General features: G+C 64.9%; 23 protein-coding genes and 1 riboswitch. Of the genes, 9 read left to right on the top strand and 14 right to left on the bottom strand.

What is annotated here, in order from left to right; genetic code table 11:
* Nucleotides 1–7: 7 nt before the first annotated feature.
* The 5 genes from DI605_RS11800 to DI605_RS11780 are packed head-to-tail and all read right to left on the bottom strand — an operon-like array spanning nucleotide 8 to nucleotide 4771.
* Entirely contained in the window at nucleotides 8–1261 is a 1254-nt protein-coding gene (locus tag DI605_RS11800) for a pilus assembly protein CpaE (protein WP_293973765.1), read from the bottom strand.
* A gap of 3 nt (nucleotides 1262–1264) precedes the next feature.
* Nucleotides 1265–1630 carry a CpaD family pilus assembly lipoprotein gene (locus DI605_RS11795; protein WP_293973762.1) on the bottom strand — a complete coding sequence of 122 codons (366 nt, stop codon included), beginning with the start codon at nucleotides 1628–1630 and terminating at the stop codon, nucleotides 1265–1267.
* A gap of 14 nt (nucleotides 1631–1644) precedes the next feature.
* Nucleotides 1645–3216, bottom strand: coding sequence for a type II and III secretion system protein family protein (locus DI605_RS11790; RefSeq protein WP_293973759.1), 1572 nt, complete (start codon nucleotides 3214–3216; stop codon nucleotides 1645–1647).
* A gap of 11 nt (nucleotides 3217–3227) precedes the next feature.
* Nucleotides 3228–4259 carry a Flp pilus assembly protein CpaB gene (cpaB, locus tag DI605_RS11785; RefSeq protein ID WP_293973756.1) on the bottom strand — a complete coding sequence of 344 codons (1032 nt, stop codon included), beginning with the start codon at nucleotides 4257–4259 and terminating at the stop codon, nucleotides 3228–3230.
* A gap of 44 nt (nucleotides 4260–4303) precedes the next feature.
* Nucleotides 4304–4771 carry a prepilin peptidase gene (locus DI605_RS11780; protein WP_293973753.1) on the bottom strand — a complete coding sequence of 156 codons (468 nt, stop codon included), beginning with the start codon at nucleotides 4769–4771 and terminating at the stop codon, nucleotides 4304–4306.
* 50 nt (nucleotides 4772–4821) lie between these two features.
* On the opposite strand from DI605_RS11780, the gene DI605_RS11775 reads away from it, so the two are divergent.
* A complete protein-coding gene (locus DI605_RS11775) occupies nucleotides 4822–5928 on the top strand; it encodes an FAD-binding oxidoreductase (RefSeq protein WP_293973751.1) in 1107 nt (368 codons plus the stop codon).
* A 2-nt stretch (nucleotides 5929–5930) separates the two neighbouring features.
* Here the strand turns inward: DI605_RS11775 and rnhA are convergent, their stop codons facing one another.
* Genes rnhA through ispH form a run of 3 tightly spaced genes read right to left on the bottom strand, consistent with a single transcriptional unit; the run spans nucleotide 5931 to nucleotide 8324 of the window.
* The gene (gene rnhA, locus DI605_RS11770; RefSeq protein WP_293973748.1) at nucleotides 5931–6383 is read right to left on the bottom strand and encodes a ribonuclease HI; all 453 of its coding nucleotides are present in this window, start codon (nucleotides 6381–6383) and stop codon (nucleotides 5931–5933) included.
* Complete coding sequence (thrB, locus tag DI605_RS11765; protein ID WP_293973745.1) at nucleotides 6380–7339, bottom strand: homoserine kinase; 960 nt, start codon at nucleotides 7337–7339, stop codon at nucleotides 6380–6382. Before thrB ends, rnhA begins: the two co-directional genes overlap by 4 nt.
* 10 nt (nucleotides 7340–7349) lie before the next feature.
* The gene (ispH, locus tag DI605_RS11760; RefSeq protein WP_293973742.1) at nucleotides 7350–8324 is read right to left on the bottom strand and encodes a 4-hydroxy-3-methylbut-2-enyl diphosphate reductase; all 975 of its coding nucleotides are present in this window, start codon (nucleotides 8322–8324) and stop codon (nucleotides 7350–7352) included.
* Nucleotides 8325–8432: 108 nt separating this feature from the next.
* Here ispH and DI605_RS11755 point away from each other — a divergent pair, with 108 nt between their 5' ends.
* The 6 genes from DI605_RS11755 to DI605_RS11730 all read left to right on the top strand — a co-directional run bounded on the left by DI605_RS11755 (nucleotide 8433) and on the right by DI605_RS11730 (nucleotide 14651).
* Complete coding sequence (locus tag DI605_RS11755) at nucleotides 8433–9119, top strand: hypothetical protein (protein ID WP_293973739.1); 687 nt, start codon at nucleotides 8433–8435, stop codon at nucleotides 9117–9119.
* Nucleotides 9120–9219: 100 nt separating this feature from the next.
* A riboswitch (glycine riboswitch) is annotated at nucleotides 9220–9311 on the top strand.
* A 175-nt stretch (nucleotides 9312–9486) separates the two neighbouring features.
* Entirely contained in the window at nucleotides 9487–10635 is a 1149-nt protein-coding gene (gcvT, locus tag DI605_RS11750; RefSeq protein ID WP_293973737.1) for a glycine cleavage system aminomethyltransferase GcvT, read from the top strand.
* On the top strand, nucleotides 10635–11006 hold the full coding sequence (gcvH, locus tag DI605_RS11745) for a glycine cleavage system protein GcvH (protein WP_293973735.1): 372 nt from the start codon (nucleotides 10635–10637) through the stop codon (nucleotides 11004–11006). Before gcvT ends, gcvH begins: the two co-directional genes overlap by 1 nt.
* Nucleotides 11007–11019: 13 nt before the next feature.
* Nucleotides 11020–12387, top strand: a complete 1368-nt coding sequence (gcvPA, locus tag DI605_RS11740) for an aminomethyl-transferring glycine dehydrogenase subunit GcvPA (protein ID WP_293973732.1) — start codon at nucleotides 11020–11022, stop codon at nucleotides 12385–12387.
* Nucleotides 12384–13937: an aminomethyl-transferring glycine dehydrogenase subunit GcvPB gene (gene gcvPB / locus DI605_RS11735; protein ID WP_293973729.1), complete on the top strand. Its 1554-nt coding sequence runs from the start codon at nucleotides 12384–12386 to the stop codon at nucleotides 13935–13937. Before gcvPA ends, gcvPB begins: the two co-directional genes overlap by 4 nt.
* Before the next feature lie 75 nt (nucleotides 13938–14012).
* Nucleotides 14013–14651 (top strand): FxDxF family PEP-CTERM protein, encoded by a 639-nt coding sequence (locus DI605_RS11730; protein WP_293973726.1) that lies wholly within the window; start codon nucleotides 14013–14015, stop codon nucleotides 14649–14651.
* A gap of 433 nt (nucleotides 14652–15084) precedes the next feature.
* Here DI605_RS11730 and DI605_RS11725 read toward each other — a convergent pair whose 3' ends face one another.
* From DI605_RS11725 to DI605_RS11715, 3 genes are all read right to left on the bottom strand, one after another.
* Nucleotides 15085–15924, bottom strand: coding sequence for an acetyltransferase (locus tag DI605_RS11725; RefSeq protein WP_293973724.1), 840 nt, complete (start codon nucleotides 15922–15924; stop codon nucleotides 15085–15087).
* 407 nt (nucleotides 15925–16331) lie between these two features.
* The gene (cysS, locus tag DI605_RS11720; protein ID WP_293973721.1) at nucleotides 16332–17885 is read right to left on the bottom strand and encodes a cysteine--tRNA ligase; all 1554 of its coding nucleotides are present in this window, start codon (nucleotides 17883–17885) and stop codon (nucleotides 16332–16334) included.
* A gap of 148 nt (nucleotides 17886–18033) precedes the next feature.
* Complete coding sequence (locus DI605_RS11715) at nucleotides 18034–18270, bottom strand: hypothetical protein (protein WP_293973718.1); 237 nt, start codon at nucleotides 18268–18270, stop codon at nucleotides 18034–18036.
* A gap of 270 nt (nucleotides 18271–18540) precedes the next feature.
* Here DI605_RS11715 and DI605_RS11710 point away from each other — a divergent pair, with 270 nt between their 5' ends.
* Both DI605_RS11710 and DI605_RS11705 read left to right on the top strand, forming a co-directional pair.
* Complete coding sequence (locus tag DI605_RS11710) at nucleotides 18541–20832, top strand: glycosyltransferase family 4 protein (RefSeq protein WP_367120043.1); 2292 nt, start codon at nucleotides 18541–18543, stop codon at nucleotides 20830–20832.
* Nucleotides 20833–20983: 151 nt separating this feature from the next.
* Nucleotides 20984–22264 (top strand): glycoside hydrolase family 130 protein, encoded by a 1281-nt coding sequence (locus DI605_RS11705; RefSeq protein WP_293973713.1) that lies wholly within the window; start codon nucleotides 20984–20986, stop codon nucleotides 22262–22264.
* 192 nt (nucleotides 22265–22456) lie between these two features.
* Here DI605_RS11705 and hemA read toward each other — a convergent pair whose 3' ends face one another.
* From hemA to DI605_RS11690, 3 genes are all read right to left on the bottom strand, one after another.
* Complete coding sequence (hemA, locus tag DI605_RS11700) at nucleotides 22457–23671, bottom strand: 5-aminolevulinate synthase (protein ID WP_293973710.1); 1215 nt, start codon at nucleotides 23669–23671, stop codon at nucleotides 22457–22459.
* Nucleotides 23672–23754: 83 nt separating this feature from the next.
* Entirely contained in the window at nucleotides 23755–24552 is a 798-nt protein-coding gene (gene murI / locus DI605_RS11695) for a glutamate racemase (RefSeq protein WP_293973707.1), read from the bottom strand.
* Between the two features lie 14 nt (nucleotides 24553–24566).
* Entirely contained in the window at nucleotides 24567–25124 is a 558-nt protein-coding gene (locus DI605_RS11690; RefSeq protein ID WP_293973705.1) for a DUF1993 family protein, read from the bottom strand.
* Between the last annotated feature and the right edge of the window lie 60 nt (nucleotides 25125–25184).

Raw genomic sequence — 25184 nt, 5'->3', positions numbered from 1 at the left:
CGGCGGATCAGGCGCGGCGCTTGCGCGGCAGATGCGCCTTCAGCTCGCCGATCCGGCCCAGCAACGAGCGGTTCGTCTTGCCCTGCGCGCCCTCTTCACCGATCACCAGCGTGGCGAGCGAGGCGAGGAGCTGTCCGGTCTTGCCGGCGCGTGCCGTTTCGGCGAGCGGCTTGCCGAGCTTGGCGGCATCCGCGACGGCCTTGGCGTCATAGGCGATGGCCAGATCCAGCGGTCGTTCGATCGACGCCTCGAAATCCTTGCGGCTGATCTCCTCTATCCCGCCGGTCGGAACCCGATTGGCCACGAGGATGACGCGCGCCTGGGGCGCATTCGACTTGAACCAGGAAAGCAGCCGGATCGTATCGCGCGTCGCCGCGAGCGTAAGCTCGGTCACGACCACGACCACGCCCACGGACTGCATCAGCGCGGGATGCGCGATCAGCATATGCCGCGGAAGATCGATGACCGTACAGGCAAAGGCGTTGCGAAGCTCGTCCTGCAATTGGAAAAAGGATGAGCCATCACCCATAAGTGGCTGATGAATTGGTGCTTCTGCCGAAAGAACCCCAAGCCGGCTGGTGGCGCGCACCAGTGCGCGCTCCAGAAACAGGCCATCGATACGGCTGGGATTTTCGATCGCGTCGGTCAGGCCGCGGCCCGGCTCCAGATCCAGGGCGAGCGCGTCCGTGCCGAAATGGACGTCGAGATCCAGCAGGGCCGTCTGGCGATTGCGCGTTTCGGCCAGCAGCCATGCGGTGGAAACGGCAAGGGTGGAGGCGCCGACGCCGCCGCGCACGCCGACCACGGCGGTCACGACATGCGGCACTTCCGGCAGGCCTTCATTCTCGCGCTGGCCATTCTGCATCGCCTGCGCCTGAAGGATCGCCTCGTGCAGTTGGTCCTCGGTGAAGGGCTTCAGCAGATAATCCTGGATGCCGCTAGCGATCAGGTGGCGATAGAAGCGCACATCGTTGATCTTGCCGCAGGCGAGCACGATCGTGCCCGGCTCGCACACTTCGGCAAGGCCGTTGATATCCTCCAGCGGATCGGGCGATTCCGACAGGTCGATCAGAAGCAGCCCGGGGCTGGGCGAGACGGCGAGGGTCTGCACCGCATAGCGGATACCGCCATCGTGGACGCGCTCCAGAGGCCAGCCCAGGCTGCCCGCTACGTTGCGGACGACATTGTCGCTTTCCTCGTCGCTGAGGAAGGCGCTGAAGGGATCGCGCAGCGCGACGTTCGGATGGAAGGGAGCGTTCATGCCTCAGTTCGCCTTCGAGCCGGTCTTTTCGACGCCCTGCTTTCCGGTCTGGCCGGTGTCGCGCCACGTCTTGACCGCGCGCGTCGCGATCGTCGCATCGGCACCGGTGGTCGCATCGGTGCGGCCCCGGACGAGATCGCGGGGATCGTCGATCATCGCGGCCAGATTGAGCGCGGTCGCGCAGCCGTAATTGCTGGACTGGCCTTCGCCGGGCGGGAGATCGCGATCGCTCCAATCGGGGCAGCCCGGCACCGTGGCGCCGGCCGTGCTGACGACGGGCTGATGCTGCGAGACCAGGCCGCGATCATCCGTGGCACATGCCGCCAGGGGCAGCAGCGCCAGGATCGCAATGAAGGAATGCTTCTTCATGGACAGATACTCGCTCACGAATGATCGGGGGTGGCGGCGGTGACGGCGGCGGCCGGAGCCATGGAAGGCTTGGGACGCTCGACATCGGAGCGGCTGTCGCTCTGCTTGTCGCCCAGGATGCGCTGCACCGGCGTGGCCGAACGATAGCCGTCGGTCGGCAGGGCGATGCGGTTCGCGTCGACCGGCTTCACGATATAGGGCGTGACGACGATCATCAGCTCCGTCTCCGATTTCTTGAAGGAGTTGGAGCGGAACAGCGCACCCAGGATCGGCAGATCGCCCAGGACGGGTGCCTTGTCGGTCGAGTTGTTGTGGCTGTTCTGGAGCAGGCCGCCGATCACGAAGCTCTGGCCGGAGCCCAGCTCGATCGTGGTTTCCGCGCGCCGCGTCGTGAGGGCGGGGATGGTGAAGCCGTTCAGCTTGACCGCGCCCGAGTCCGAGAGCTGCGACACTTCCGGGCGGACGCGCATCGAGATGCGGCCACCGGAAAGAACTGTCGGCGTAAATGAGAGGCTTACGCCATATTGCTTGAATTCCACGGAAACCGTGCCGAGGCCCTGGCTCTGCGGGATCGGGATCTCGCCGCCGGCCAGGAAGCTGGCCGTCTCGCCCGAAAGCGCGGTGAGGGTGGGCTCGGCGAGGGTCGTCACCTGGCCATTGCCTTCGTTCAGCTGCAGCGTCGACAGCAGATCCATGCCGAGCGCGTGGCCGGCAAAGCCCAGCGTGGTGCCGGCGATGTTGTTGAACGTATAGGAGGTGCCGCCATTGCCGACGCCGCTCGCGGGATCGGTTGCGCCGACCACGGTCTTGATCGTGCCCGGATCGCCCTGGCCGACGCCGAACAGGAAGCCGCCGCTATTGTCGCGCGTGGCGAGATTGACGCCGATCTGGCGGCTGATGCTGCGGCTGACCTCGGCGATCTTGACGTGCACGCTCACCTGCTGGGGCGTGGCGATCTTCAGATGATTGATGACCTGCACGCTGCCGGCTGTGAACAGCTCGGTCAGGCGCTGGGCTTCCTCGGCATCCTTGGGGCCGAGCACGCTGCCCGTCAGCAGGACCATGCCGGACATGTTGGTGGCCGTGATGTCCTGCTCCGGCATGGCGGTGCGGAGCATCGCGCCGACATCGCCGATATTGTTTCCGACGCGGACCTGGGTGGACCAGACGACGGCGCCGCTCCTGTCGGTGGCGTAGATGCTGGTCTGGCCGGCCACCTTGCCGAACAGATAAAGCTGGGTGGGGCTCTTCACGTTCACATCGGCGACCTTGTCGTCGGCGACGAACATGCCCGAGATGGCGCGGGGCAGCACGATCAGCTGACCGGTGCCGACGGAGAGCGAGAGCCAGCGGCTCGGCGCCTGGGCGCGGACGGCGGGGCGATCGGCGCCGCGCGGCGCGCCATCGCCCGTCGCTGCGAGATCGCCCACGGCGGACTCGCCGGCGACATCGACGGTGGTGAGCGAGTCCGATTCGGCCACGGCGGCGGACGGCGCGGCGGCGCCCCAGGCCGCATCGGGAATGGCGACGAAGGTCGCCGCCGCCAGACCGGCGACGCTCGTCGCGGTCATGGCACTGTTGTACACGGAACGCATCTTCACTTCCCCTCGCCGACGGGCGTTTCGGTGACCGTCTGTCCACGCGCGATCGTGATCACCGGGCCGCGCGCGCGGGTCGCGGCCTGTCCGAAAGACGCGGGCGTCGGCTGGGCCGGCGTGGCCGGGCCGGCGGAAGCCGCCGCCTCGGACTTGCCGGGGACGCTGGCGCGGGCGAAGCGCGAGACCTCGGCACCCGTGGTGAGCGTGTCGGTTTCCACCGGGCGCGCCGCGATCTGCAGCATCATCTGCTTCTCGGCCTTGGGATCGCCCTTTTCGGGGACGCTGATCTCGCCGGCTGCGATCTGGCGCTCCAGCTCCATCCGATCGTCCGCGATCGGGCGGAGCGAAAGCGACAGCGAGCCGAGCGTCTGCGCGACGGCGATCTTCTCGGAAATCTTCGGGGTGGCCTCGATCGTGACGTTCGAGAAAGCGGTGACGACGGTCTTGCCCGCCTCGTCGACGCTCTTGTCGGTCTTCTGATCGGTGGCGAGCACGCGCAGGTTGCGAACGATCGTTTCCGTGGCGCGCAGCGGATCGCCGTCGCCGCCGCCGCTGACCGTCTGGGTCAGCAGCAGATCGACTCGGTCGCCCGGGAAGACGAAGCCCGCCACGCCGCTCGCCATGCTCACGGAGATGGTGACGGCGCGCATGCCCGGCGCCAGCGCGGCGGCGAGGAAGCCGCGATCGCCGGGCTTCACCAGCGCACCCTGCGTGATCGGCTGGCCGGCGGTGATCGGGAAGCGGACGACCGTGCCGTTCAGCGTCTGCTGATCGGTGGTGCCGCGCAGGAAATAGGCCTCCTGGACCAGTTCGTTGGGCCAGGGCTGATAGCGGAAGGCATCGGGCGTGATGATCGTGCCGGCAGGCAAGGCCCGCGTGGCGACGAGCACCTCCGGCCCGGTGACCTGTGGTGTGGCCGCGGCTTGCGCCGCGGGGGCTGTTCCGCCGCCGACGAGATTTCGGGCGAGCATGGCCGAAATGAGCGCGAAGACGAGCGCTCCGGCCATCAGCATCAGCTTTCGTGAATTCATCGCAGCCTCAAAGTCCCTGTTGCCGCCACACCGGGCGCGCAGGGCTATGCTACGGATCGGGTTAAAATATCGTTTGCCATCACCAGCAGCGTGGCACCCACGATCGCGACCCCATAAGGCACTTCGGGGCGACCGGGTGCGGAACGAACTGCGTGCAGGATCAGCATGATAACGGTCAGCACGCCGCCGCCGATAGCCATCCACACGAGCATGTTCAGCATCGCCAGCGGAGGCAGCCACAGCGCCAGTGCGGTGATGAGCTTCACATCGCCGCCGCCCATCATTCCGAGCGCGAAAAGGCCGCCGAACAGCAGCAGCGCGCCGAGCGCGAAGGCGAGGTGAAGCAGGATCGCGCCGCCGCTCGCGCCGGTGGCCCACCAGTAGAGCGGGGCGCCGATCGCGATCGCGATGTTTAGCCGATTGGAGATGATGCGCGCGCGAATATCCGTCACTGCCGCCGCGAGCAGCAGCAGCGCGAGGCCGAAAAGCAGGATCAGGGCGGCGATATTCATCGAATCCCGCACTAGACGCGGCCGCTTTCGAAAAAGTAACCACGTCCACAATGCAGTGCAGGACTACCGATATCGCCATCGTCGGCGCGGGAATCGCCGGAGCGACGCTGGCGGCCCAGCTCGCCCCCCACGCCCGGATCCTGATCGTCGAGGCGGAGGCCTATCCGGGCTATCATTCGACCGGCCGATCGGCCGCTTTCTGGTCCGAAAGCTATGGCGGCCCAGCCGTCCAGCCGCTGACAACGGCCTCCGAATCCGCTTTGCGGCCTTATCTGGGCGCGCGATCCTGCCTGCATATCGCGGATGCCGAAGGGGACGCCGCGCTTGATACACTGGCGGCCGATTTCGCGGGCCGCGCGCCGCGTCTGCGCCCCGTGGGGCGTGATGAAATTTCACAGATAATTCCCGGTATTTCCGATTCTTATGTTCGGGCTTTGGAAGAGAATAGCTGCCAGGATATCGATGTGGCGCGCTATCACGCGGATTCGCTGGCGGCGGCGCGGCATGGCGGGGCGGAGATCCTCACCGATGCGGGGGTGGCCGCTATTGAGCGATCGGCCGGCGGATGGACGCTGGAAACGCGCGCGGGGCGCATCCGGGCGGGGATCATCGTCAATGCCGCCGGGGCCTGGGCATCCGGGATCGCCGCCATGGCCGGAGCCATGCCGATCGCGATCACGCCCCACCGCCGCACGATCGTGCAACTCGTGACGGATCCCGCGATGCCCGCGGACATGCCGCTCGTCATGGACGCTGCGGGGCGCTTCTATTTCAAGCCGGAGGCGGGGGGGCGCCTCTGGCTTTCGCCCCACGACGAGACGCCGGTGGCCGCGCATGACGTGGCGCCGGAGGAGCTGGACGTCGCCATCGCCATCGATCGCTTGCAGCGGGCGGTCGACTGGCGAATCGTGCGTCGCGAGAGAAGCTGGGCGGGCTTGCGCAGTTTCTCGCCCGATCGCGCCCCCGTCTATGGGCCTGATCCACGCGCTGAAGGCTTTTTCTGGTTTGCCGGGCAGGGGGGCTTCGGCATCCAGACCGCGCCCGCAGCGGCCGCAATCGCGGCGGGCCTGCTTCTCGGCTGCGCGCCCGCAGACTTTGTGGCGGGGATCGATCCGGCCCCTTACGATCCAGAAAGATTTATTTTAACAGCTAGTTGAAATCACTTTCTGCGAGATTGTGACAAGGCGGCATCACTCGCCAGCCGATCGGCACGTTCATTATCGGGATGGCCGGCATGGCCCTTGATCCAGATCCATTCGATGCGATGCGGCGCCGCGGCATCGATCAGCGCGCGCCAGAGATCGTCATTCTTCACCGGCTGTTTCGAGGCCGTCTTCCAGCCATTGCGCTGCCAGCCGGCCACCCATTTGGTCAGGCCATCGAGAACATAGCGGCTATCGGTGGAGAGTTTGACCCGGCAGGGGCGTTTCAGCGCGTTCAGCCCCTGAATCGCCGCCATCAATTCCATGCGATTGTTGGTCGTCAGCATTTCGCCGCCCGAAAGCTCGCGTTCGCTGCCACCGGAGCGCAGGAGTACGCCCCAGCCGCCGGGGCCGGGATTGCCCTTGCACGCGCCATCCGTGGCGATTTCGACAAAGGTGGGCTCGGTCACAGGCCCAGGGCCTGCGCATCCGCATCCCGATAATGCTGAAGCCGCCGATGGAAGGCGAGGGGATCCTTGCGCGTCACCAGCGCGTCGGCCGGCGTGTTGAGCCAGTCCCACGCGCGGGTGAGCAGGAAGCGGACGCAGGCCCCGCGCGCGAGAATGGCGAAGGCGGCCCGTTCGTCGGGAAGTAGCGGGAAGGCGGATTCATAGCCTTCGACAAGCGCCCGCCCGAGCGAGGCATCGTAATCAGCGCCATCACCCGAAAAGCACCAGGCGGTGTGCGTCACCGCCAGATCCCAGGCGCGGATATCCGTGCAGGCGAAATAGAAATCGATTACGCCAGCCACTGTATCGCCGAGCATCAGCACATTATCGGGAAACAGATCGGCGTGGATCGCCGAGCGGGGCAGGCCCGCCGGCCATGCGCCTTCGAGCCAGGTCAGTTCCCCCTCGATATCGGCGCGCAGGCCCGGCGCGATGGCATCGAGATCGGCGCCGCAGCGCGTGGCCAGTTCACGCCAGCCCGCAGGCCCCAGCGAATTGGGGCGCTCGGCGGTGAAATCCGCGAGCGCGCCATGCATGCGGCCAAGCGCCGCGCCGGTGGCACGGGCCTGCGCCGGTGTGGGGTGGCTTAACGATACGCCCGGGAGAAATTCGATCAGGCAGGCCGGGCGCCCGGCCACCTCCTGGATCTGGACCCCGTCGCGATCGTGGAACGCGCGCGGCACGGGCAGGCCGCGTTCGGCCAGATGATCGAGCAGGCCAAGGAAGAAGGGAAGGTCAGCGACATCGACCCTCTTTTCATAGAGAGTTAGAATCAATCTGGATCGTGTTGTATCCACGATGTAATTGCTGTTCTCTACGCCCTCGGCAATGCCTTTGGCGGAGACGAGTTCGCCCAGATCGAAGCGGGCGAGGAGGTCAGCGAGCTGTTCGGCAGAAACCTGCGTGTAGACGGCCATATTCGATCGATCAGGCCGCTTCGAGGCCGCGGGGCAGCTTGAACGTCATCGATTCGACGATCCCGTCCAATTCCCGCTCTTTGATCGTAAAATGTCTGCCCAGCCGGTCGACCAGTTCGCGAACCAGCACCTCGGGTGCGCTGGCGCCGGCGGTGATGCCCAGCGTCCGGACGCCTTCCAGCCAGCCGAGATCCAGATCGGCAGCGCGCTGGATCAGCAACGCGCGCGTGCCCTCCCGCTGCGAGACCTCAACGAGCCGCACGGAATTGGAGGAATTGGGCGCGCCCAGCACGATCACCGCGTCGCTCTCCGCCGCCAGCAGCTTCACCGCGGTCTGCCGGTTCGATGTCGCATAACAGATGTCCTCGCCGCGCGGCGCGACGATCGCCGGAAAACGCTGGCGCAGCGCCGCGATGATCTCGGCCGTGTCGTCAACAGACAATGTCGTCTGGGTCAGGAAGGCAAGCGCTTCCGGATCGATCGGAGCAAGCGCGAGAACGTCCGCGACCGTCTCGACCAGCGTCATCGAGCCTTCCGGCACCTGCCCCAGCGTGCCAATCACTTCCGGATGGCCGCGATGGCCGATGAAGAGGATGTGGCGGCCGTCCTTGATCAGCCGTTCGGCCTGCCGATGGACCTTCGAGACGAGGGGGCAGGTGGCGTCGACATAGTCGAGCCCACGATCCTCGGCATCGCCCGTGACGACCTTGGGCACGCCATGCGCGGAAAAGACGACCGGGCGCCCGTCCGGAACCTCGCCCAGTTCCTCGACGAAGATCGCCCCCTTCTTGCGCAGGCCATCGACGACGAAGCGATTATGGACGATCTCATGCCGGACATAGACCGGAGCGCCATATTTCTCGAGCGTCAGCTCCACGATGCGGATCGCCCGATCGACTCCGGCGCAAAAGCCGCGCGGAGCCGCGATCAGAAGATCCAGCGAAAGGCCCGCATGGGGCTGAGGGGCGGCTTTTCCGTCGTCCATCGCAAAGCCCTTAACCGCTTGCTTGCCTCCAAGGAAGGCGCTTCCTATGAGCCGGCCGCAGTGTCCCGTCCGGCATTCGGCCGGCTCATGGTCTAGAGGAAGAATCGCGTGACGTTTTCCCGTTCACTCTTGGCCCGTTCCCTTCCTCCACGCGGAGGCCTGGTCGCTCCGGCGCTGAGCCTTGCGGCCCTCGCGTTCGTCGGCGGCTGCGCCGGAAAGAACCAGCTCGACGAAACGGGCGGCCTCAAGGTGACGCGCTCGGTCTGCCCCGCGGTCGCCGTTCCGGATTATACCGGCGACGTTTCTTTGTTCAGCCCGGCGGAGAGCCGTGACGCGCGCGCGCTGGACGTGATGGCCACCATCACCAATCTGCAGACGACCTGCGATCCGGCGGCCTCGCCGGTGCGCGCGAACGTAACGTTCGATGTGGTCGCGCGTCGCGCCAGCCCGTCCGGTGCGCGCGACATCACCTTGCCCTATTTCGCCACCGTGATGCGCGCCGGCACCACGATCGTCTCCAAGCAGATGGGCAATGTGCAGGTCCATTTCGATGATGGAAAGCTGCTCGGGCGCGGCCGCGCGTCAGCGGGGGCGGAAATCGACAGAAACGCCGCGTCCTTGCCGGAAAACATCTCCGCACAGCTCAATCGGAAGCGGAAAGCGACGGATGCCGACGCGTCGGTGGATCCGCTTTCGGATCCGCGCACCCGTGCTGCGGTCAGCAAAGCAAGTTTTGAGCTACTGATCGGCTTTCAATTGACGCAATCCCAACTGGCTTACAACGCGACTCGCTGATCCGTGCGGGAATCGTCGATATTTGATTGATATTCCAACGGCCGATTGACTTCGGCGTGGCGCCGGGTCATCCCTGCTTTGTCGCCGCCGGTTTCCGGTGGACGGACGCGCGGGAGAAGGCGAGGCCCAGGCCTCGCCGCCGAAGGAGCAACCGCCCCGGAAACTCTCAGGTCCAAGGACCGCGCGTTCGAAAAGACACTCTGGAAAGCGGTCGGCGCATGTTCGCGGCGGCCCACCGAAGGGGTAAGCAGGCCAAGCGGGGGCCTCGCGAAAGCTCTCAGGTTTCGTGACAGAGGGGGCAGGGGGTTTCTGGGCGGTCTTCCGGCCATCGCGAACCCTCTTGCACGTTCGGCCACGGAGTTCGCGCATGAGTGACGAAGACGTTCCTGAGACGATCGAGGCTCTTCCCCTCGATTCATGGCATCGCGGGCAGGGCGCCCGCATGGTGCCCTTTGCCGGCTACCATATGCCGATCCAGTATGACGGCATCATGGCCGAACATCTCTGGACCCGCGAGAGCGCCGGTCTGTTCGACGTAAGCCACATGGGGCAGCTCACGCTTTCCGGCGCGGATGCCGACGTTGCGCTCGAAACGATCCTTCCCGGCGACATCAAGGGCCTGGCCGAGGGCAAGATGCGCTATTCGCTGCTGCTCGGGCAGAGCGGCGGGATCCTGGACGATCTGATGGTGACGCGCCTTCCCGCGTCCAATCCGTTCGAGGAGGCCGCGGGCGATTTCTATATCGTCGTCAACGGCGCCACCAAGTGGGACGATATCGGCTATCTGCATGAGCAATTGCCCGAGGGGCTGACTCTCAACCACCGGGGCGATCAGGCCTTGCTGGCGCTGCAGGGGCCCAAGGCGGTCGATGCGCTGTCGCGCCTTGCGCCGGGCGTGGAGGATCTGAGCTTCATGGAGGCGGGCGCCTTCACGATCGCGGGCGTCGCGGCCTGGGTAAGCCGTTCCGGCTATACGGGCGAGGACGGTTTCGAAATCTCCATTCCCCAGGCATCCGCCGAGTCTGTCGCCGATGCGCTGCTCGCCTTGCCGGAGGTGAAGCCGATCGGGCTTGGCGCGCGCGACTCCCTCCGTCTCGAGGCCGGCCTGCCGCTCTATGGCCACGATCTGGACGAGAAGATCGATCCGGCATCGGCGGCCCTGGGCTTCGCGGTGCCGAAGCGGCGGCGCGCCGAAGGCGGCTTTCCGGGCGCCGAGCAGACGATCGGCTATTTCAAGGACGGACCGCCTTCGAAGCGCGTCGGCCTGATTATCGAAGGGCGCCAGCCGGCGCGCGAAGGCGCGACGATCTATGCCGGCGACCGGCCCGTCGGAACCATCACCTCGGGCGGCCATTCGCCGACCCTCCAGAAACCGATCGCCATGGGATATGTCAGTACGGATCGCTCCGCCCTGGGCACAGCCCTGGAGGTGGATGTGCGGGGCAAGCGCCTGGCCGCCACCGTTGTTTCGATGCCGTTCGTACCCCAGAATTATGTCCGTAAGGGAGCCAAGTGATGACGACCTATTTCACGCGTGAACATGAATGGATCGCGGTGGAAGGAGACGTCGCCACTGTCGGCATCACGGATTATGCCCAGTCGCAGCTCGGCGATATCGTGTTCGTCGAGGTGCCGGCCGCCGGAACCGTGGTCGCCAAGGGCAAGGAAGCCGCGGTCGTGGAATCCGTGAAGGCCGCCTCCGACATCTATGCGCCCGTCTCCGGCGAGGTTGTCGAGGGCAATGCTGCGCTGGAGGGTGATCCCGCGCTCGCCAATACGGCGCCGGAAGGCGAGGGCTGGTTCTTCAAGCTGACGCTCTCCGATGCGAGCGAGCTCGAGGGCCTGATGGATGAAACCGCATACAAGGCCTTCGTGGACGGCCTCTGAGGAGTTTCGGACGATGCGTTACCTGCCGTTGTCCGATGGGGACCGGGCCGCGATGCTGGCCTCCATCGGGGCGCCTTCGATTGATGCCCTGTTCGCCGATGTGCCCGAGGCGGCGCGTCTTGGCGGCGTGATCGAAGGTCTTCCGCTCCATGCGTCGGAGCTTTCCGTCGAGCGCCAGCTGAAAGCGCTGGCCTCCAAGAATCTGGTCGCGGGCGAAGCGCCATTCTTCATCGGATGTGGAGCCTACAAGCACCATATTCCCGCGAGCGTGGATCACATCATCCAGCGCGGCGAATTCCTGACCAGCTACACCCCCTATCAGCCGGAAATCGCGCAGGGCACCCTACAGGTGCTGTTCGAATTCCAGAGCCAGGTGGCGCGCCTCTACGGCTGCGACGTCGCCAACGCATCCATGTATGACGGATCGACCGCCTGTTGGGAGGCGATCGGCATGGCGCGCCGCATCACGCGGCGATCCAAGGCGATCATCTCCGCCGGCCTGCACCCGCATTATGTCTCGCTGTGCAAGACGATGGCGAAGTTCACCGGCGATACGCTGGTCACCTCGCTGCCATCCCTCACGGATGGTGCGCCGGGTGACGACATGGCGGCGCTGCTCGCCGCGATCGATGGCGAGACGAGCTGCGTGGTCGTCCAGAACCCGAACATCCTGGGTCATGTCGGTGATCTTTCCGAGCTGGCCGCCGCCGCCCATGCCAAGGGCGCGCTGCTGATCGCGGTGGTGACCGAGCCGGTCGCCCTCGGCGCGATCAGGAGCCCCGGCGAGATGGGCGCGGATATCGTAGTGGGCGAGGGGCAGTCGATCGGCGTGGGCCTCAATTTCGGTGGACCTTATGTCGGCCTGTTCGCCTGTTCGGAAAAATATGTCCGGCAGATGCCGGGGCGCCTCTGTGGCGAGACGGTCGATGCCTCGGGCCAGCGTGGTTATGTGCTGACGCTCTCGACCCGCGAACAGCATATCCGGCGCGAGAAGGCGACGAGCAATATCTGCACGAATGCAGGGCTTTGCGCGCTAGCATTCACGATTCACATGAGCCTTCTCGGGGAGGCCGGGCTGCGCAAGCTGGCCGGGATCAACCATGCGCGCGCGGTGCTGGCGGCCGAGCGGCTGGCGGCGGTGCCGGGCGTGGAGCTGGTGAACGGTGCCTTCTTCAACGAATTCACGCTGCGATTGTCGAAGGAGGCTCGACCGATCGTGCGCGCGCTGGCGCGTGACGGGATACTCGGTGGCGTCGCGCTCGGGCGGCTCTATCCGGGAGCGGAAGCGCTGGCGAACGGGCTGGTCGTGGCTGTGACCGAAACGACAAGTGAGGACGATGTGGAGCAGCTTGCAGGCGCTCTCGAGGAGGCGCTGGCATGACGATCAATCCGAGTGGCTGGCGCCCCGAGCGCGCGCTGGCGGCGAATGGCGAACCCGAGGAGGGAACGTTCACCGGCAATCGCGCCCTGATGCTGGAAGAACCACTGATCTTCGAGATTGGTGGCGAGGAGGGCTGTGGCGTCGATTTTGACGAGGTGCCGGCGGCAAGCTCCCGCCTGGGCGGGCTGGAGCGTGGGGCTTCGATCGGCCTGCCCGGCCTTTCCGAGCCGGAGGCCGTGCGCCATTATACGCGCCTCAGCCGGCAGAATTACGCGATCGATCTCGGGCTGTTTCCGCTCGGATCGTGCACGATGAAGCACAATCCGCGCCTGAACGAGCGGATGGCCCGGCTTCCGGGTTTCGCCGACGTGCATCCCTTGCAGCCGGCCGAAACCGTGCAGGGCGCCTATGAACTGATCCATGTGGTCGGCGAATGGCTCATCAAGCTGACCGGCATGAATTCGGTGGCGATGAGCCCGAAGGCGGGGGCGCACGGCGAATTGTGCGGTCTGCTGGCGATCCGCTCGGCGCTGGAAGCGCGGGGAGACGCGCGCAAGGTGGTGCTGGTGCCGGAAAGCGCCCATGGCACAAATCCCGCCACGGCGGCCTTCTGCGGCTATTCGGTGGAGACGATCCCGGCCACCAAGGCCGGCCGTGTCGATCGCGCGGCCCTCGAGGCCCGGCTGGGGCCGGACGTCGCGGCGGTGATGATCACCAATCCGAACACCTGCGGTCTGTTCGAGCGCGAGATGGTCGAAATCTGCGAGGCCGTGCATGCTGCGGGTGCGCTCGTCTATTGTGACGGTGCGAACTTCAACGCGATCGTCGGTCGCGTCCGCCCGGGCGATCTGGGCATCGATGCGATGCACATCAACCTCCACAAGACCTTCTCCACGCCGCATGGTGGCGGTGGGCCGGGCGCTGGCCCGGTGGTGTTCTCGGAGGCGCTGACGCCCTTCGCACCGCTCCCGTTCGTCGAGAAGACGGGCGACACGTTCATCCTCGTGGAGGAGGAGACGGCCGATGCGGATCATTCGAAGAGCTTCGGCCGCATGGCCGCCTTCCATGGCCAGATGGGCATGTTCACCCGTGCCGCCTCGTACATGATGAGCCACGGCGCGGATGGTCTGCGGCAGGTGGCGGAGGATGCCGTGCTCAACGCAAATTACGTGTTGCGCCAGTTGGATGACGTGCTCGATGCGCCATTCGGGGACAGCGGCCCCTGCATGCATGAGGCGCTGTTCTCGGATGAGGGGCTCGCCGAAGGGCTTTCGACGATGGACATCGCCAAGGGCCTGATCGACGAAGGCTTCCACCCAATGACCATGTATTTCCCGCTGGTCGTTCATGGCGCGATGCTGATCGAGCCGACCGAAACCGAGAGCAAGGCATCGCTCGACCAGTTCATCGGCGCGCTGCGTTCGGTGGCGGAGCGGGCGCGGGCGGGCGATCTCAGCCTCAAGGCGGCGCCCTTCTATGCCCCGCGCCGGCGGCTCGACGAGACGGCGGCAGCACGCAAGCCGATCCTGGCATGGAAGTCCTCAACATAGCGTTAACCATGTTGTTGCGGCGCAAAATTCCTGTTGATGTTAACGTTCCGGAAAGATATATGAATCGCGACCGGAATGTTCGACTCGCTGTGGGGCGCGCTGGGCGGTCAGCGTGAGAGTAAAGGGAGATTTGCCATGACTGTTCGGAAGCTTTTGCTGCAGGGTGCCGCTGTTGCGCTGGCGTTCGGTAGCGCTGTTGCTGCTAACGCTACGACCTATCCCGTGGGCACCAACCTGCCGGGCGTAGCCTATTTCCGCCTGACCCCGGAGACGGCCACGCCGAACGATCCGGTCATCAACGCGGAATTCGGCGCGACCTACACTTCGCCGACCACCTCGTTCGACGACTCGTTCGTGTTCACCATTCCGCAGGATGGCTTCGGCACCGGCGGCGTGACCACGAGCTTCGTGTTCGCGTCCGACTCGCTGACCTTCACGCAGGTTTACTTCAACGGTAATCCGCTGACGATCACGACGACCGCCAACGGCATGAAGGCGAGCATCGACCTCATCCAGATCCTGGCGAACGTCCAGAACACGATCCGCGTTGTCGGCACCGTTTCGGGCACCGCCAACTTCACCGGTACGGCACAGTTCGCTGCTTCGCCGGTTCCGGAATCGGCCACCTGGGCGATGATGGTTGTCGGCTTCGGCGTGCTCGGCGCTGCTTGCCGCCGTAGCCGTTCGGCTTCGACCAAGGTTTCCTTCTCGTAAGAGACGGATAAAAGTTAAACGCCGGCCGGGTTCGTACTGGCCGGCGTTTTTCTTTTCAGGCGGCGCTGCGTTCGGGAGACCGTTCGCGGCGCTGTTTTGATTCCGGTATCGGATTCCCTCTTTTCGGGTCGAAGCGGCCGAGCCGTTCGTCGGTTCGCAACAAGCGAGAAGAGGTGCTGGGGCGCCGATACCGATGGCGCCATCGACAAGAAGGCGGAGAGCTTTAGGGGCGCCCGGCATCCGCATGCGCGAGGTGTGCCGCCAGATGACCCGGTAGCCGGGAGCCGATTCGGCTCATCTCCCGCGCCCCCAGCCAGAAGGGCATATCGATCTCACCGGCACATATGGGCAGGGATATCACTGCTTGCGATACGCCAAGTTTCGCCTGCCTGCCCTCTGCATCTCGTCCTCAATCGAAGGCGCGAGGCTCCTGTTATCCCCGCTGTTCCGCCCGCGGGCGAATAGCGTCGCCTTGCGATCGCAGCGGGAAGCTTGCCGATCGGGTCGCGGCTTCCAGCGTCGCTGCCCCGAGCTGGATGCAGGCGGTCGCTTCCTCCAGGCTCGTCAGGAAGAAGGGATAGAGCGAACGGCAGCCCGCCGCATCGCCCATGCCGGCATAAGCATCGATCTTCTGGCGGATATCGGCGACGCGCAGCCACATGAGCTGGGAAGGCGCGCTGACGCTCTCGTTCATCCGAAGCTCGCCGATCCGGGAGAAACCCAGCATCGCCTCATAAAAGCGGCGATGCCGCGGGTTGACCTCGATGAACAGATCCGTGCCCTTGTGCTTCCAGATGCCGTAGATGAACACGACGTGGAACAGCGCGCCGAGCAGGTGCTTGGATTCGGCGTTCGTATCGAAGGCAAGCTTGGTGAGTTCGCAGACGCAGGCATCGGGCCCGTTCCGATATTCGTCTATTTCCGGGCGAAACAGAGTATCCGCCGAAAGGCCCCGATCGGAATCTGCTGCGAGGGTGACCGTGCCGATCACATCACTGCCGGTCGAAACGGTGAAGGTCGTGTGGCTGGGACGGTTGATGAGCTGGTGATCGTCGCCATAGCCGCGCCATGAATAGCGACGATTGATCAGATCGCACGCCATCTGGCGATGCTCATAGGATGTGGCGATGTCGATCGAGACATCCCGGCCGTCATACATACGCCCAGGGAGCGGAATCCGGATGATTCCGAGCTTCTCTTCCGGCGCGGCAAATGGCTCCGCCACGATATAGTCGTTTGCGACATCATTGGTCGCCACCAGTCCAAAAGACATCTTTGAACCTCGCTCACGCACACAACAAACCCTGCCAATCAGGATCGTCGCAACTCATTTCAACGAGGTTAAAGGGGCGAGTTAACAGCTCCGCAGGAACGCGGATACGCACTCGACTTCGGTAGTAGAATTATGCCCGTTCAGGGCTGCGGTGCCGGGCCAGACAAGGCTCGGTCGCATGCCAATCCTGCTGCATATTCAGTGCCCCCACACCGCGTAATGCCAGCCGTTTACCATGTCCGATCCGGACCAGATATGGGGCAGCGGCGAGTTGTGCTTGGCGTCGGTTTAACCGCAACAATGCAGCAAGATTGGCGGAATTCGTTAAAAAGTGCCCCGAGGCATGCGGGATGCCCATATCGACACCACATGAGGTGCGAAACACGGCATCGCAGGTAATGTGGGCCTCACAGATGCGGGCGCCACTCCCAGCGAAGTGCATCGCCATCCATCACCTCGACGCCCGCGTCATTCAGTCTTTCACGCAGCGCATCCGACCTGGCATAATTTTTTTCGAGCCGTGCGGCCTGTCGCTCGTCGAGCAGCGATTCGACCTCCTCATCCGCCAGCGAGGCCGCAGCCGGACGCAGGGCGAGCGCGCGCCGGTCGAGCGTCAGGAGATTGAGGCCGAGTGCCAGATCGAAGCTTGCGGCGAGCCTCAGTCGCTCCTCGGCCTCCATTCCCTTGGCCGTCAGCGCTTCCTCCAGAAGGGGGAGGGCCTGCGGCGTCATCAGATCTGCCGAGAGCGCGGCATCGAATGCCCCGATCATCGCGCGCGCGCGCGCGCCGAGCGGCTCCTCGATCACGCCGCGCTGATAGGACAGGCTGGCACCGCGCGTCGCCGTCATTTCCAGAGTGGGCGCGAGCCAGGGCAGGGCGCCGACCCTGGCCTTGAGCTGGGCGACGGCGAGGATCAGGCGCTTGAGCCGGATCAGTGCCGCCGACAGCGCCTCACCCGAAAATTCCAGTTCCGAGCGATAATGGGAGGATAGGCAGAGCAGGCGATAGGCGAGCGGATGCACGCCCCGCTCGATCAGGCCGGGCAGCGTGGCGAAACCGCCCTTGCTCTTGGACATCTTGCCGCCACGATCGACCAGAAAATTGTTGTGCATCCACAGGTTGGCGCCTGTTCGTGATGTTTCGTTATAAGCCTGGTTCTGCGCGATCTCGTTGCAGTGATGGATCTCGCGATGATCGATCCCGCCCGTGTGGATGTCGAATTGAGCGCCCAGATATTTAAGGCTCATTACCGAGCATTCGAGATGCCAGCCGGGCGCGCCACGGCCCCAGGGCGAATCCCATTCCATCTGTCGATCGGCGCCGGGGGCCGAGCTTCGCCAGATCGCGAAATCGGCCGGATGGCGCTTTCCTTCCACATCGGCGATCCGGCCGACCGTCTCGTCGCCACGATGGCCGGCGAGGCGCCCGTAATCGGGCACGGTGGCGGTGTCGAAATAGAGGCCGCCTTCCAGCTGATAGGTGCTGCCGCGTTCTTCCAGAATGCGGGCGAAGGCGATCATATCCTGGATATGATCGGTCGCGACGGACCACAGGCTGGGGCTCAGGATGTTGAGCCCCGCGAGATCCGCCTTGAAGGCATCGGTATAAAAAGCCGCAATGTCCCAGATGGAGCGGGATTGCGCGAGCGCGGCGGCTTCCATCTTATCTTCGCCCGCGTCGGCATCGGAGGTCAGATGGCCGACATCGGTGATGTTGATGACGTGCGTCGTCGCCCAGCCCTTCCAGTTCAGCGTCCGGCGCAGCGTATCCGTGAATACATAGGCGCGCAGATTGCCGAGATGGGCGAAATTGTAGACGGTCGGCCCGCAACTGTAGAGCCGCACCATCGCCGGATCGATCGGCCGGAAATCCTCCAGCGATCGGGTCATGCTGTTGAACAGCACAAGCGGAGCACCGTGGGCGGTATCGGCGGAAGGCGATGCGGGGACGATATCGGACACGCTCTGCTCCTGAGCCGGGCGGATGGCCCTATACGAACGAACCGGGGGCACAAATGAAAATGACGCGCAAACGAAAGCGGGCGCCCGTTACCGGACGCCCGCCCAATCGTTTCACTACGGCACGCCCGTGATGGGCGCGCCCGCGAAATTACGACTTGTTGGCTTCGACGGCGTCGGCCGCGTCGTGAGCATTCTCGGCGGCATTGCCGAGCGCTTCCGCTGCTGCGTCATTCGAAGTGTTCTCGGCCATGTCTTCGAGATTCTCGCCGGCATTGTCGAGAGCATTCGCAGTCGCGTCAGCCGCATTCTCAGCCGGCGTCTGCTTGCTGCAGGCGGCCAGAGACATCAGGCCGGCAGCGGCAAGAACAAAGACTACCTTCTTCATTCCGACACTCCATATTTTGTTTTGGGTCCGGCCCGAATGCCGTCCCAGCGCGTCCCATTAGCGTCGCAAGCTAATGCGTCAACGCCAATTTCGATCCCGCGCGACGGATCGCCAGGGCGGATGCCGCATTGCAGCATGCGATCCGATGCAACCTTCCGTCTTCTTAAACATTCTGAATTGTGGTTCATCGAGCGTCATATGTTTACCATTTGGTAACCGTGCGTCGGGCCCTATTGCGAGAGGGAATTGGGAATGCGGGAGCCGTCGGCCGTGAGCATCAAGCGCGTAGCCCTGATCGGCAACAGCCCCCCGCGGCTTTGCGGAATTTCGACCTTCACCCGCGACGTGCGCGAGGCGCTGATCGCCGCTGATCCCGCACTTGCGGTGGATCTTTATGCGATGGACGATCCCGGCTCGGCCCATGCCTATGGCCCCGAGGTGGTGTGCTCGATCGCGCAGGAAGACCTGGCCGATTATGTTCAGGCGGCGCGCCGGATCAACGAAAGTGGCGCCGAGGTCGTCATCGTCCAGCACGAATATGGGATTTTCGGCGGCCCCGCCGGTGCGCTGCTGCTGAAGCTGCTCGATCGCGTCGATGCGCCGGTGGTCGTCACGCTTCACACCGTGCTGGAATATCCCAATTCCGAACAGCGTGCGGTGATCGAGGCGCTGGCACGCCGCGCCTTCAAGCTGGTTGTGATGGCGCGCAAGGGTGTCGAGATCCTCAAGGCGGTGCATGGTATTGGGGGCGAGCAGGTCGCGATCGTGCCGCATGGCGTGCCCGATCGTCCGCTGCTGGATACCGAGGCGCTGAAGCCTGCCTTCGGCTTCGATGGGCATTGCGTGCTGCTCACCTTCGGGTTGCTTTCGCCCAACAAGGGCATCGAAACGATGATCCGCGCGCTCCCGCGCATCGTCGCGGCGCATCCGGATGCGCTCTACGTCATTCTTGGGGCGACCCACCCCCATCTCGTCGCACGCGAGGGGGAGGCCTATCGCGAGAGCCTGGCCGCGCTCGCCCTTGAGCTGGGCGTGAGCGATCATGTGCGCTTCATAGATGGATTTCTCGATCAGGAGCGGCTGCTCGATTATCTCCAGGCGACCGACATCTACGTCACACCCTATCTCTCGCCGACCCAGATCACGAGCGGCACGCTTTCCTATTCGGTCGCGCTGGGCAAGCCGGTCGTTTCCACGCCTTACTGGCATGCAGAGGAATTGCTGGATGACAGCATCGGCCAGCTCGTTCCGTTCGGCGATGTCGAAGGCTTTGCCGACACGATCAACGATCTGCTCGACCAGCCCGATCTGCTGAGGCGGATGGGCCAGTCCGCCTATGAAGTGGGCCGGACGATGACGTGGGACAGGTTCGCGCGCGCCTATCTGGCGATCTGTGGCGAAGCCATCGCGCGGCGGCCCGTACGCCTGGCGCGTGCCGGGGCCATGCCGGCGCGGGCGCATGAAATCCATGCGCCGAAGCTGGACGCGATCGAGCGGATGACGGACGGCTGCGGCATGCTCCAGCATTCGATCTATTCGGTGCCCGATCGCGACCATGGCTATTGCGTCGACGATAATTGCCGGGCGCTGATGCTGATGCACCGGATAGACGATCCCGCGGAGAAGGCGGACGAACTCGCGCATGTCTATGCCTCGTTCGTCCAGCATGCCTGGAATGGCGACAAGGGCCGCTTCCGCAATTTCATGGCCTTCGATCGCGGCTGGCTGGAGGATGAGGGATCGGAGGACAGTTTCGGTCGCTCCTTGTGGACGATCGGCGTGACGGCGGCGGAGGCGAGGCAGCAGGATCTGCGCCAGTGGGCGCTGCACCTGTTCGATCAGGTCGCGCCTTTCTCGCTGCCGCTGGCCAGTCCCCGCACCTGGGCGTTCGCGCTGCTCGGCGCCGATGCCGTGCTGGATGCGCATCCCGATCATCCCGTCGCGCGCAGGCTGATCGAGGAATTTTCGGACCGGCTCTGGCGGCGCCTGCGCCTTGGCCGGCGCGAGGGATGGACCTGGTTCGAGGCGGTGCTCGCCTATGACAATGCCCGGCTGCCCGAAGCCCTGATGCGCGGCGCGCATCGGCTGGCCAATCAGGCGATGCTGGATGATGCGATCGATGCGTTGACCTGGCTGGACGGCCACCAGACGAACCCGCTGGGACAGTTCCGCGCCGTCGGTACGGACAGCTTCTGGCGGGCCTATGAGCCGCCCCTGCCGTTCGACCAGCAGCCGCTGGAAGCCTGGGCGACGATCGATGCGGCACTCGTCGCGCTGCGGCTGACGGGCGACCGGAAATGGTCCGTCGCGGCGCGGCGCGCCTATGAATGGTATCTCGGCGAAAATGATCTCGATCTGCCGATGGTCACGCTGGCGGATGGCGGCTGTTACGATGGCCTGATGAGCAATCGGGTAAACCTGAATCAGGGCGCGGAATCGATCCTCGCCTTCCAGTTCGCGTGCGCGGCGATGAGCCGTGCGGCGGCGAGCGGGGATCGGGCCGGCGGCGATGTGAGGGCCAGCCTCCAGGCGATACTGCCGAAACTGCGCGCGCCGCGCTGAGGCGACAGCCCTCTTTGGGCGACGAACCGACCGCTTCCGTGCGGCGCAGGTGCTTTTTGCTCTTTATCCCCACGCTAAACCTTGGATAAGGCGGAGGCACGGACGAATATGTCCGTGCCAAGGTTCGGAACGCTCGTAGCCGGGGGGCAGGTTGCTCGACGTCATTCATCATCCCTTGCGGCTTACCGCGGATCCCGCGCGCGTGGTCGTCCGCCCGTTTCACATCGCGATCGAGGCGAGCGCCGTCCCCGGCAGGCCGGGGCGTGTGCGCCGTATCGCCGAATCCGTGCTGGCGATGGACGAGGCCGAAGCGGCGATCGAACTGGAACTGGTGCTGCGCGATTTCGAGGCGCGGCACTGGCAGACGCGCGCCGTCTTCCGCACGCGCTACAAGGCGATCCGGGAAGGGCTGAAGCTGGATGACGCGGCCATCTCCGACATCAAGAAGCAGCTGATCGGCGCCTATTTCTGTCACGAATACAGCTATGCCGCCGCGGCGCTGATGAACCCCAGCGTGATCCCGCATCCGGACCAGTCCGGCCTTTCGGACGGCGCGCTGCGCATCGCCATGTCGCTGCGCGCGGTGGGCGAGGGGCATATCTCCTCGATCGCCTTCCGCGAGGGCATTCTCGGCCCCGGCCCGATGATCGAGCTGATGCCCGAGCCGCCTTTCGCCACCGCCGCCGATGGCGCGATGGAACTGGGCAATGGCGCGATCGAGGTGCATCGCCACCCCGACAGCTCACTTTCGGGCACGGTGCTGTTCCCCATGACGGCCGCGCAGAGCAAGGGCCTGGAGGATCTCCGTCTCGTCCGTTTCCAGCATGATGACGGCGCCTATGAATGGCTCGGCACATATACCGCCTATAACGGCGCCTCGATCCGTTCGGAGCTGATGCGCACCAGTGATTTCAGGAGCTTCACGCTCGCGCCGATGAGCGGCCCGGCCGCGCGCAACAAGGGCATGGCGCTATTCCCGCGCAAGGTGGGTGGCGAATATATGATGATCGGCCGGCAGGATGGCGAAAATGTCTTCCTGATCCGCTCCGATCGGCTGGATCACTGGGGCGAGGGGCAATTGCTGCTGACGCCCGAATTTCCTTGGGAAATGGTGCAGCTCGGCAATTGCGGTTCCCCGATCGAGCTGGACGAGGGCTGGCTGCTGCTCACGCATGGCGTGGGTGCGATGCGCAAATATTCGATCGGCGCGATCCTGCTGGACAAGGATGATCCCTCGAAGATCATCGGCCGGATGCGGGAGCCGCTCCTGTCTGCCGCGAACGAGGATCGCGAAGGCTATGTGCCGAATGTCGTCTATACGTGCGGCGGCCTCAGGCATGGGGACACGCTGTTCGTTCCCTATGGAGTAGCGGACAGCTCGGTAGCCTTCGGTTTCGTCTCGATATCGAGCCTGCTCGCCGCGATGCGCTGATGCGCCGGAGTCCGGTGCGGCGGGGCTGAAGCGGAGGACGGCCGGCCATCTTCCGCGAAAGGGCGCGCCGCTCGCATCTTCGGCCAACCCTTCATCCGGCCGTCAATTGCAGGCAAGGGCGCTATGGGCCGCCCTCCTATATGGCAGGCTGCGTGCAAACCTTCCGGATGCGGAGCCCCAACCGGTTCGGCCTCAGGCGGCGAGCCGCAGCTCCAGCCGATCCCAGATTTCCACCAGCGCCGCGACCAGCTCCTCCATCATCTCCACGCTGTGCGCCGGGCCCGGCGTGAACCGCAGGCGCTCAGTGCCGCGCGGCACGGTGGGATAGTTGATGGGCTGCACATAGACACCATATTCCGCGAGCAGGATATCGCTGATCCGCTTGGCGCGAACCGGATCGCCCACCATCAGCGGCACGATATGCGTGGTGGACGGCATGACGGGGAGCCCCGCTTCGGCCATCAGTTCCTTGAGCTTCGCGGCGGCCGCCTGCTGGCCCTCGCGCTCCATGGAACTGGCCTTCAGGTGCCGCACGCTGGCCAGAGCGCCCGCCACCAGCACCGGCGACAGGCTGGTCGTGAAGATGAAGCCCGGCGCGTAGGAGCGGATCACATCGATGATCACCTGATCGGCGGAGATATATCCGCCCATCACGCCAAAGGCCTTGCCCAGCGTGCCTTCGATGATCGTCAGCCGGTGCGCCGCGCTGTCACGATCGGAAATGCCGCCACCGCGCGGGCCATACATGCCAACGGCATGAACCTCGTCGAGATAGGTGAGCGCGTTATATTTGTCCGCCAGATCGCAGATGGCGTGGATCGGTGCGATATCGCCATCCATCGAATAGACGCTCTCGAACGCGATCAGCTTGGGCACCTCGCGGGATTCCGCCGCCAGCAGCTCCTCAAGATGCTCGAGATCATTGTGGCGGAAGATGCGCTTCTCGCAGCCGGAATTGCGGATGCCGGCGATCATCGAGGCGTGATTGAGCTCATCCGAAAAGATGATGCAGCCCGGCAGCACCTTGGCGAGCGTCGCGAGCGAGGCTTCGTTGGAAACATAGCCGCTCGTGAAGAGGAGGGCGCCTTCCTTGCCGTGGAGATCGGCCAGTTCGGCTTCCAGATCGATATGATAATGGGTGTTGCCGCCGATATTGCGCGTGCCGCCCGATCCGGCGCCGACATCGTGCAGCGCCTCTTCCATCGCGGCGATCACATTCGGATGCTGGCCCATCGCGAGATAGTCGTTCGAGCACCATACGGTGATCGGCTTCGGTCCGTTATGCCCGGCGAAACAGCGCGCATTCGGGAACATGCCCTTGTTGCGCAAAATATCGATGAACACGCGATAACGGCCTTCCGCATGCAGCCGATCGATCGCCTGGGTGAAAACGCGCTGATAATCCAACGTCAGAACCTCTCCGAGGGATCGCCGCCCATAACGCCGTCCCCCTTTTCTTTCCAGCCAAAAGCGGCCGTTAACATACCCTACTAAAGTGCCATGATCCGCTCCAGCCCCATCTCCGCGAGGGAGGTACGCAGCGCATCGGATATGTCCAGCGGAGCGGTGAAGACGGCAAGGCCGGCACCGGGATCGGCCGGCCACGCCTGGCCTTCGGTGAGGAAGGCGATCCGGCGGGCAATGCCTTCCGCACCATCCACGAAGGCGATCGGCCGTGGCGCGACAGCCGCCAGGCGATCCGCGACGAGCGGGAAATGCGTGCAGGCGAGCACGATCGTATCGATCCTGTCGCCGCCCTCCTGTTCCAGCAGGCCATCCAGCGCGGTGCGATAGTCGGCATCCGGCGTGGGTTGCCCGCGCAGGCTGGCCTCCGCAAGCTCGACCAGGCGTGCCGATCCGTGGCGCAGAACGAGGCAATCCTGCGCGAAACGCGCGGAGAGATCGTCGACATAGGGCTGGCGAACGGTCGCATCCGTGCCGAGCACGCCGATGGCGCGTGTCTTCGAGAGGAGAGCTGCCGGCTTGATCGCGGGCACTGTGCCCACCACTGGAAGATCCAGCGCCGCCCGCACGCCCGCCAGCGCGATGGTGGAGGCGGTGTTGCAGGCGATGCAGATCAGGCGTGGCCGGTATCGCTCGGCCAGCCGGCCGAGCAGCGCGGGCACGCGGGCCGCAATCTCCGCCTCGCTCTTCGTGCCATAGGGAAAGCCGCCATTATCCGCGACATAGACAATCGGTGCCTGCGGCATCAGCGCGCGCACCGCGCGCAGCACCGAAAGCCCGCCTATGCCGGAATCGAACAGAAGGAGCGGCCGTGCATCCTCCACGGGGCGATGCTCCCTTACAGGCCCAGATAGTCGCGCTTGCCGATCTGAACGCCTTTCTGGCGCAGGAGGGCATAAGCCGTGGTGATGTGGAAATAGAAGTTCGGGATCACGAAATCGAGCAGATAGGCCTGCCCCTTGAAGTGAAGCTCGTTCGCTCCGGCCTTCAGCGAAATGTCCCGCTGTTCGCTGTCGCGGATCTGATCGGCGGAGACGCTCTGGATATAGGCGATCGTCTTTTGGATCCGCGCACGCAGGGCGGGCAGATCCGCCTCGTCATCGGGCCAGCTGGGTGGTGTCTCGCCGGCCAGGCGGGCGACGCCGCCCTTGGCCATGTCGCTGGCGATCTGGATCTGCTTGGGGAAGGGCAGCATGTCCGGCGCGAGGCGCGAATCGAAGATTTCGCGCGGATCCATGCCGGTGGCGGCCGCATGCGCCTCACCCTTGGCGATGATGGCGTCGAGCGCCCTGAACTGACGGACGAACATGGGCACGGATGCGTCATACATGGACAGCGTCATGATCGATCGTTTCTCCTCCGTGCCCGTCGATTCCGGCACGCGACGCGCGCTCATAGCAGCCACGGGCCGGGTGGCGATACAGAGAGGTGGCGACCGCCGTTGACGCCTGTCGCG

It is taken from the genome of Sphingomonas sp., assembly GCF_003248515.1.
GTDB lineage: Bacteria > Pseudomonadota > Alphaproteobacteria > Sphingomonadales > Sphingomonadaceae > Sphingomonas_I.
Note: the sequence above shows the minus strand (reverse complement) of the source record. Positions and strands in the feature narration are given on the sequence as shown.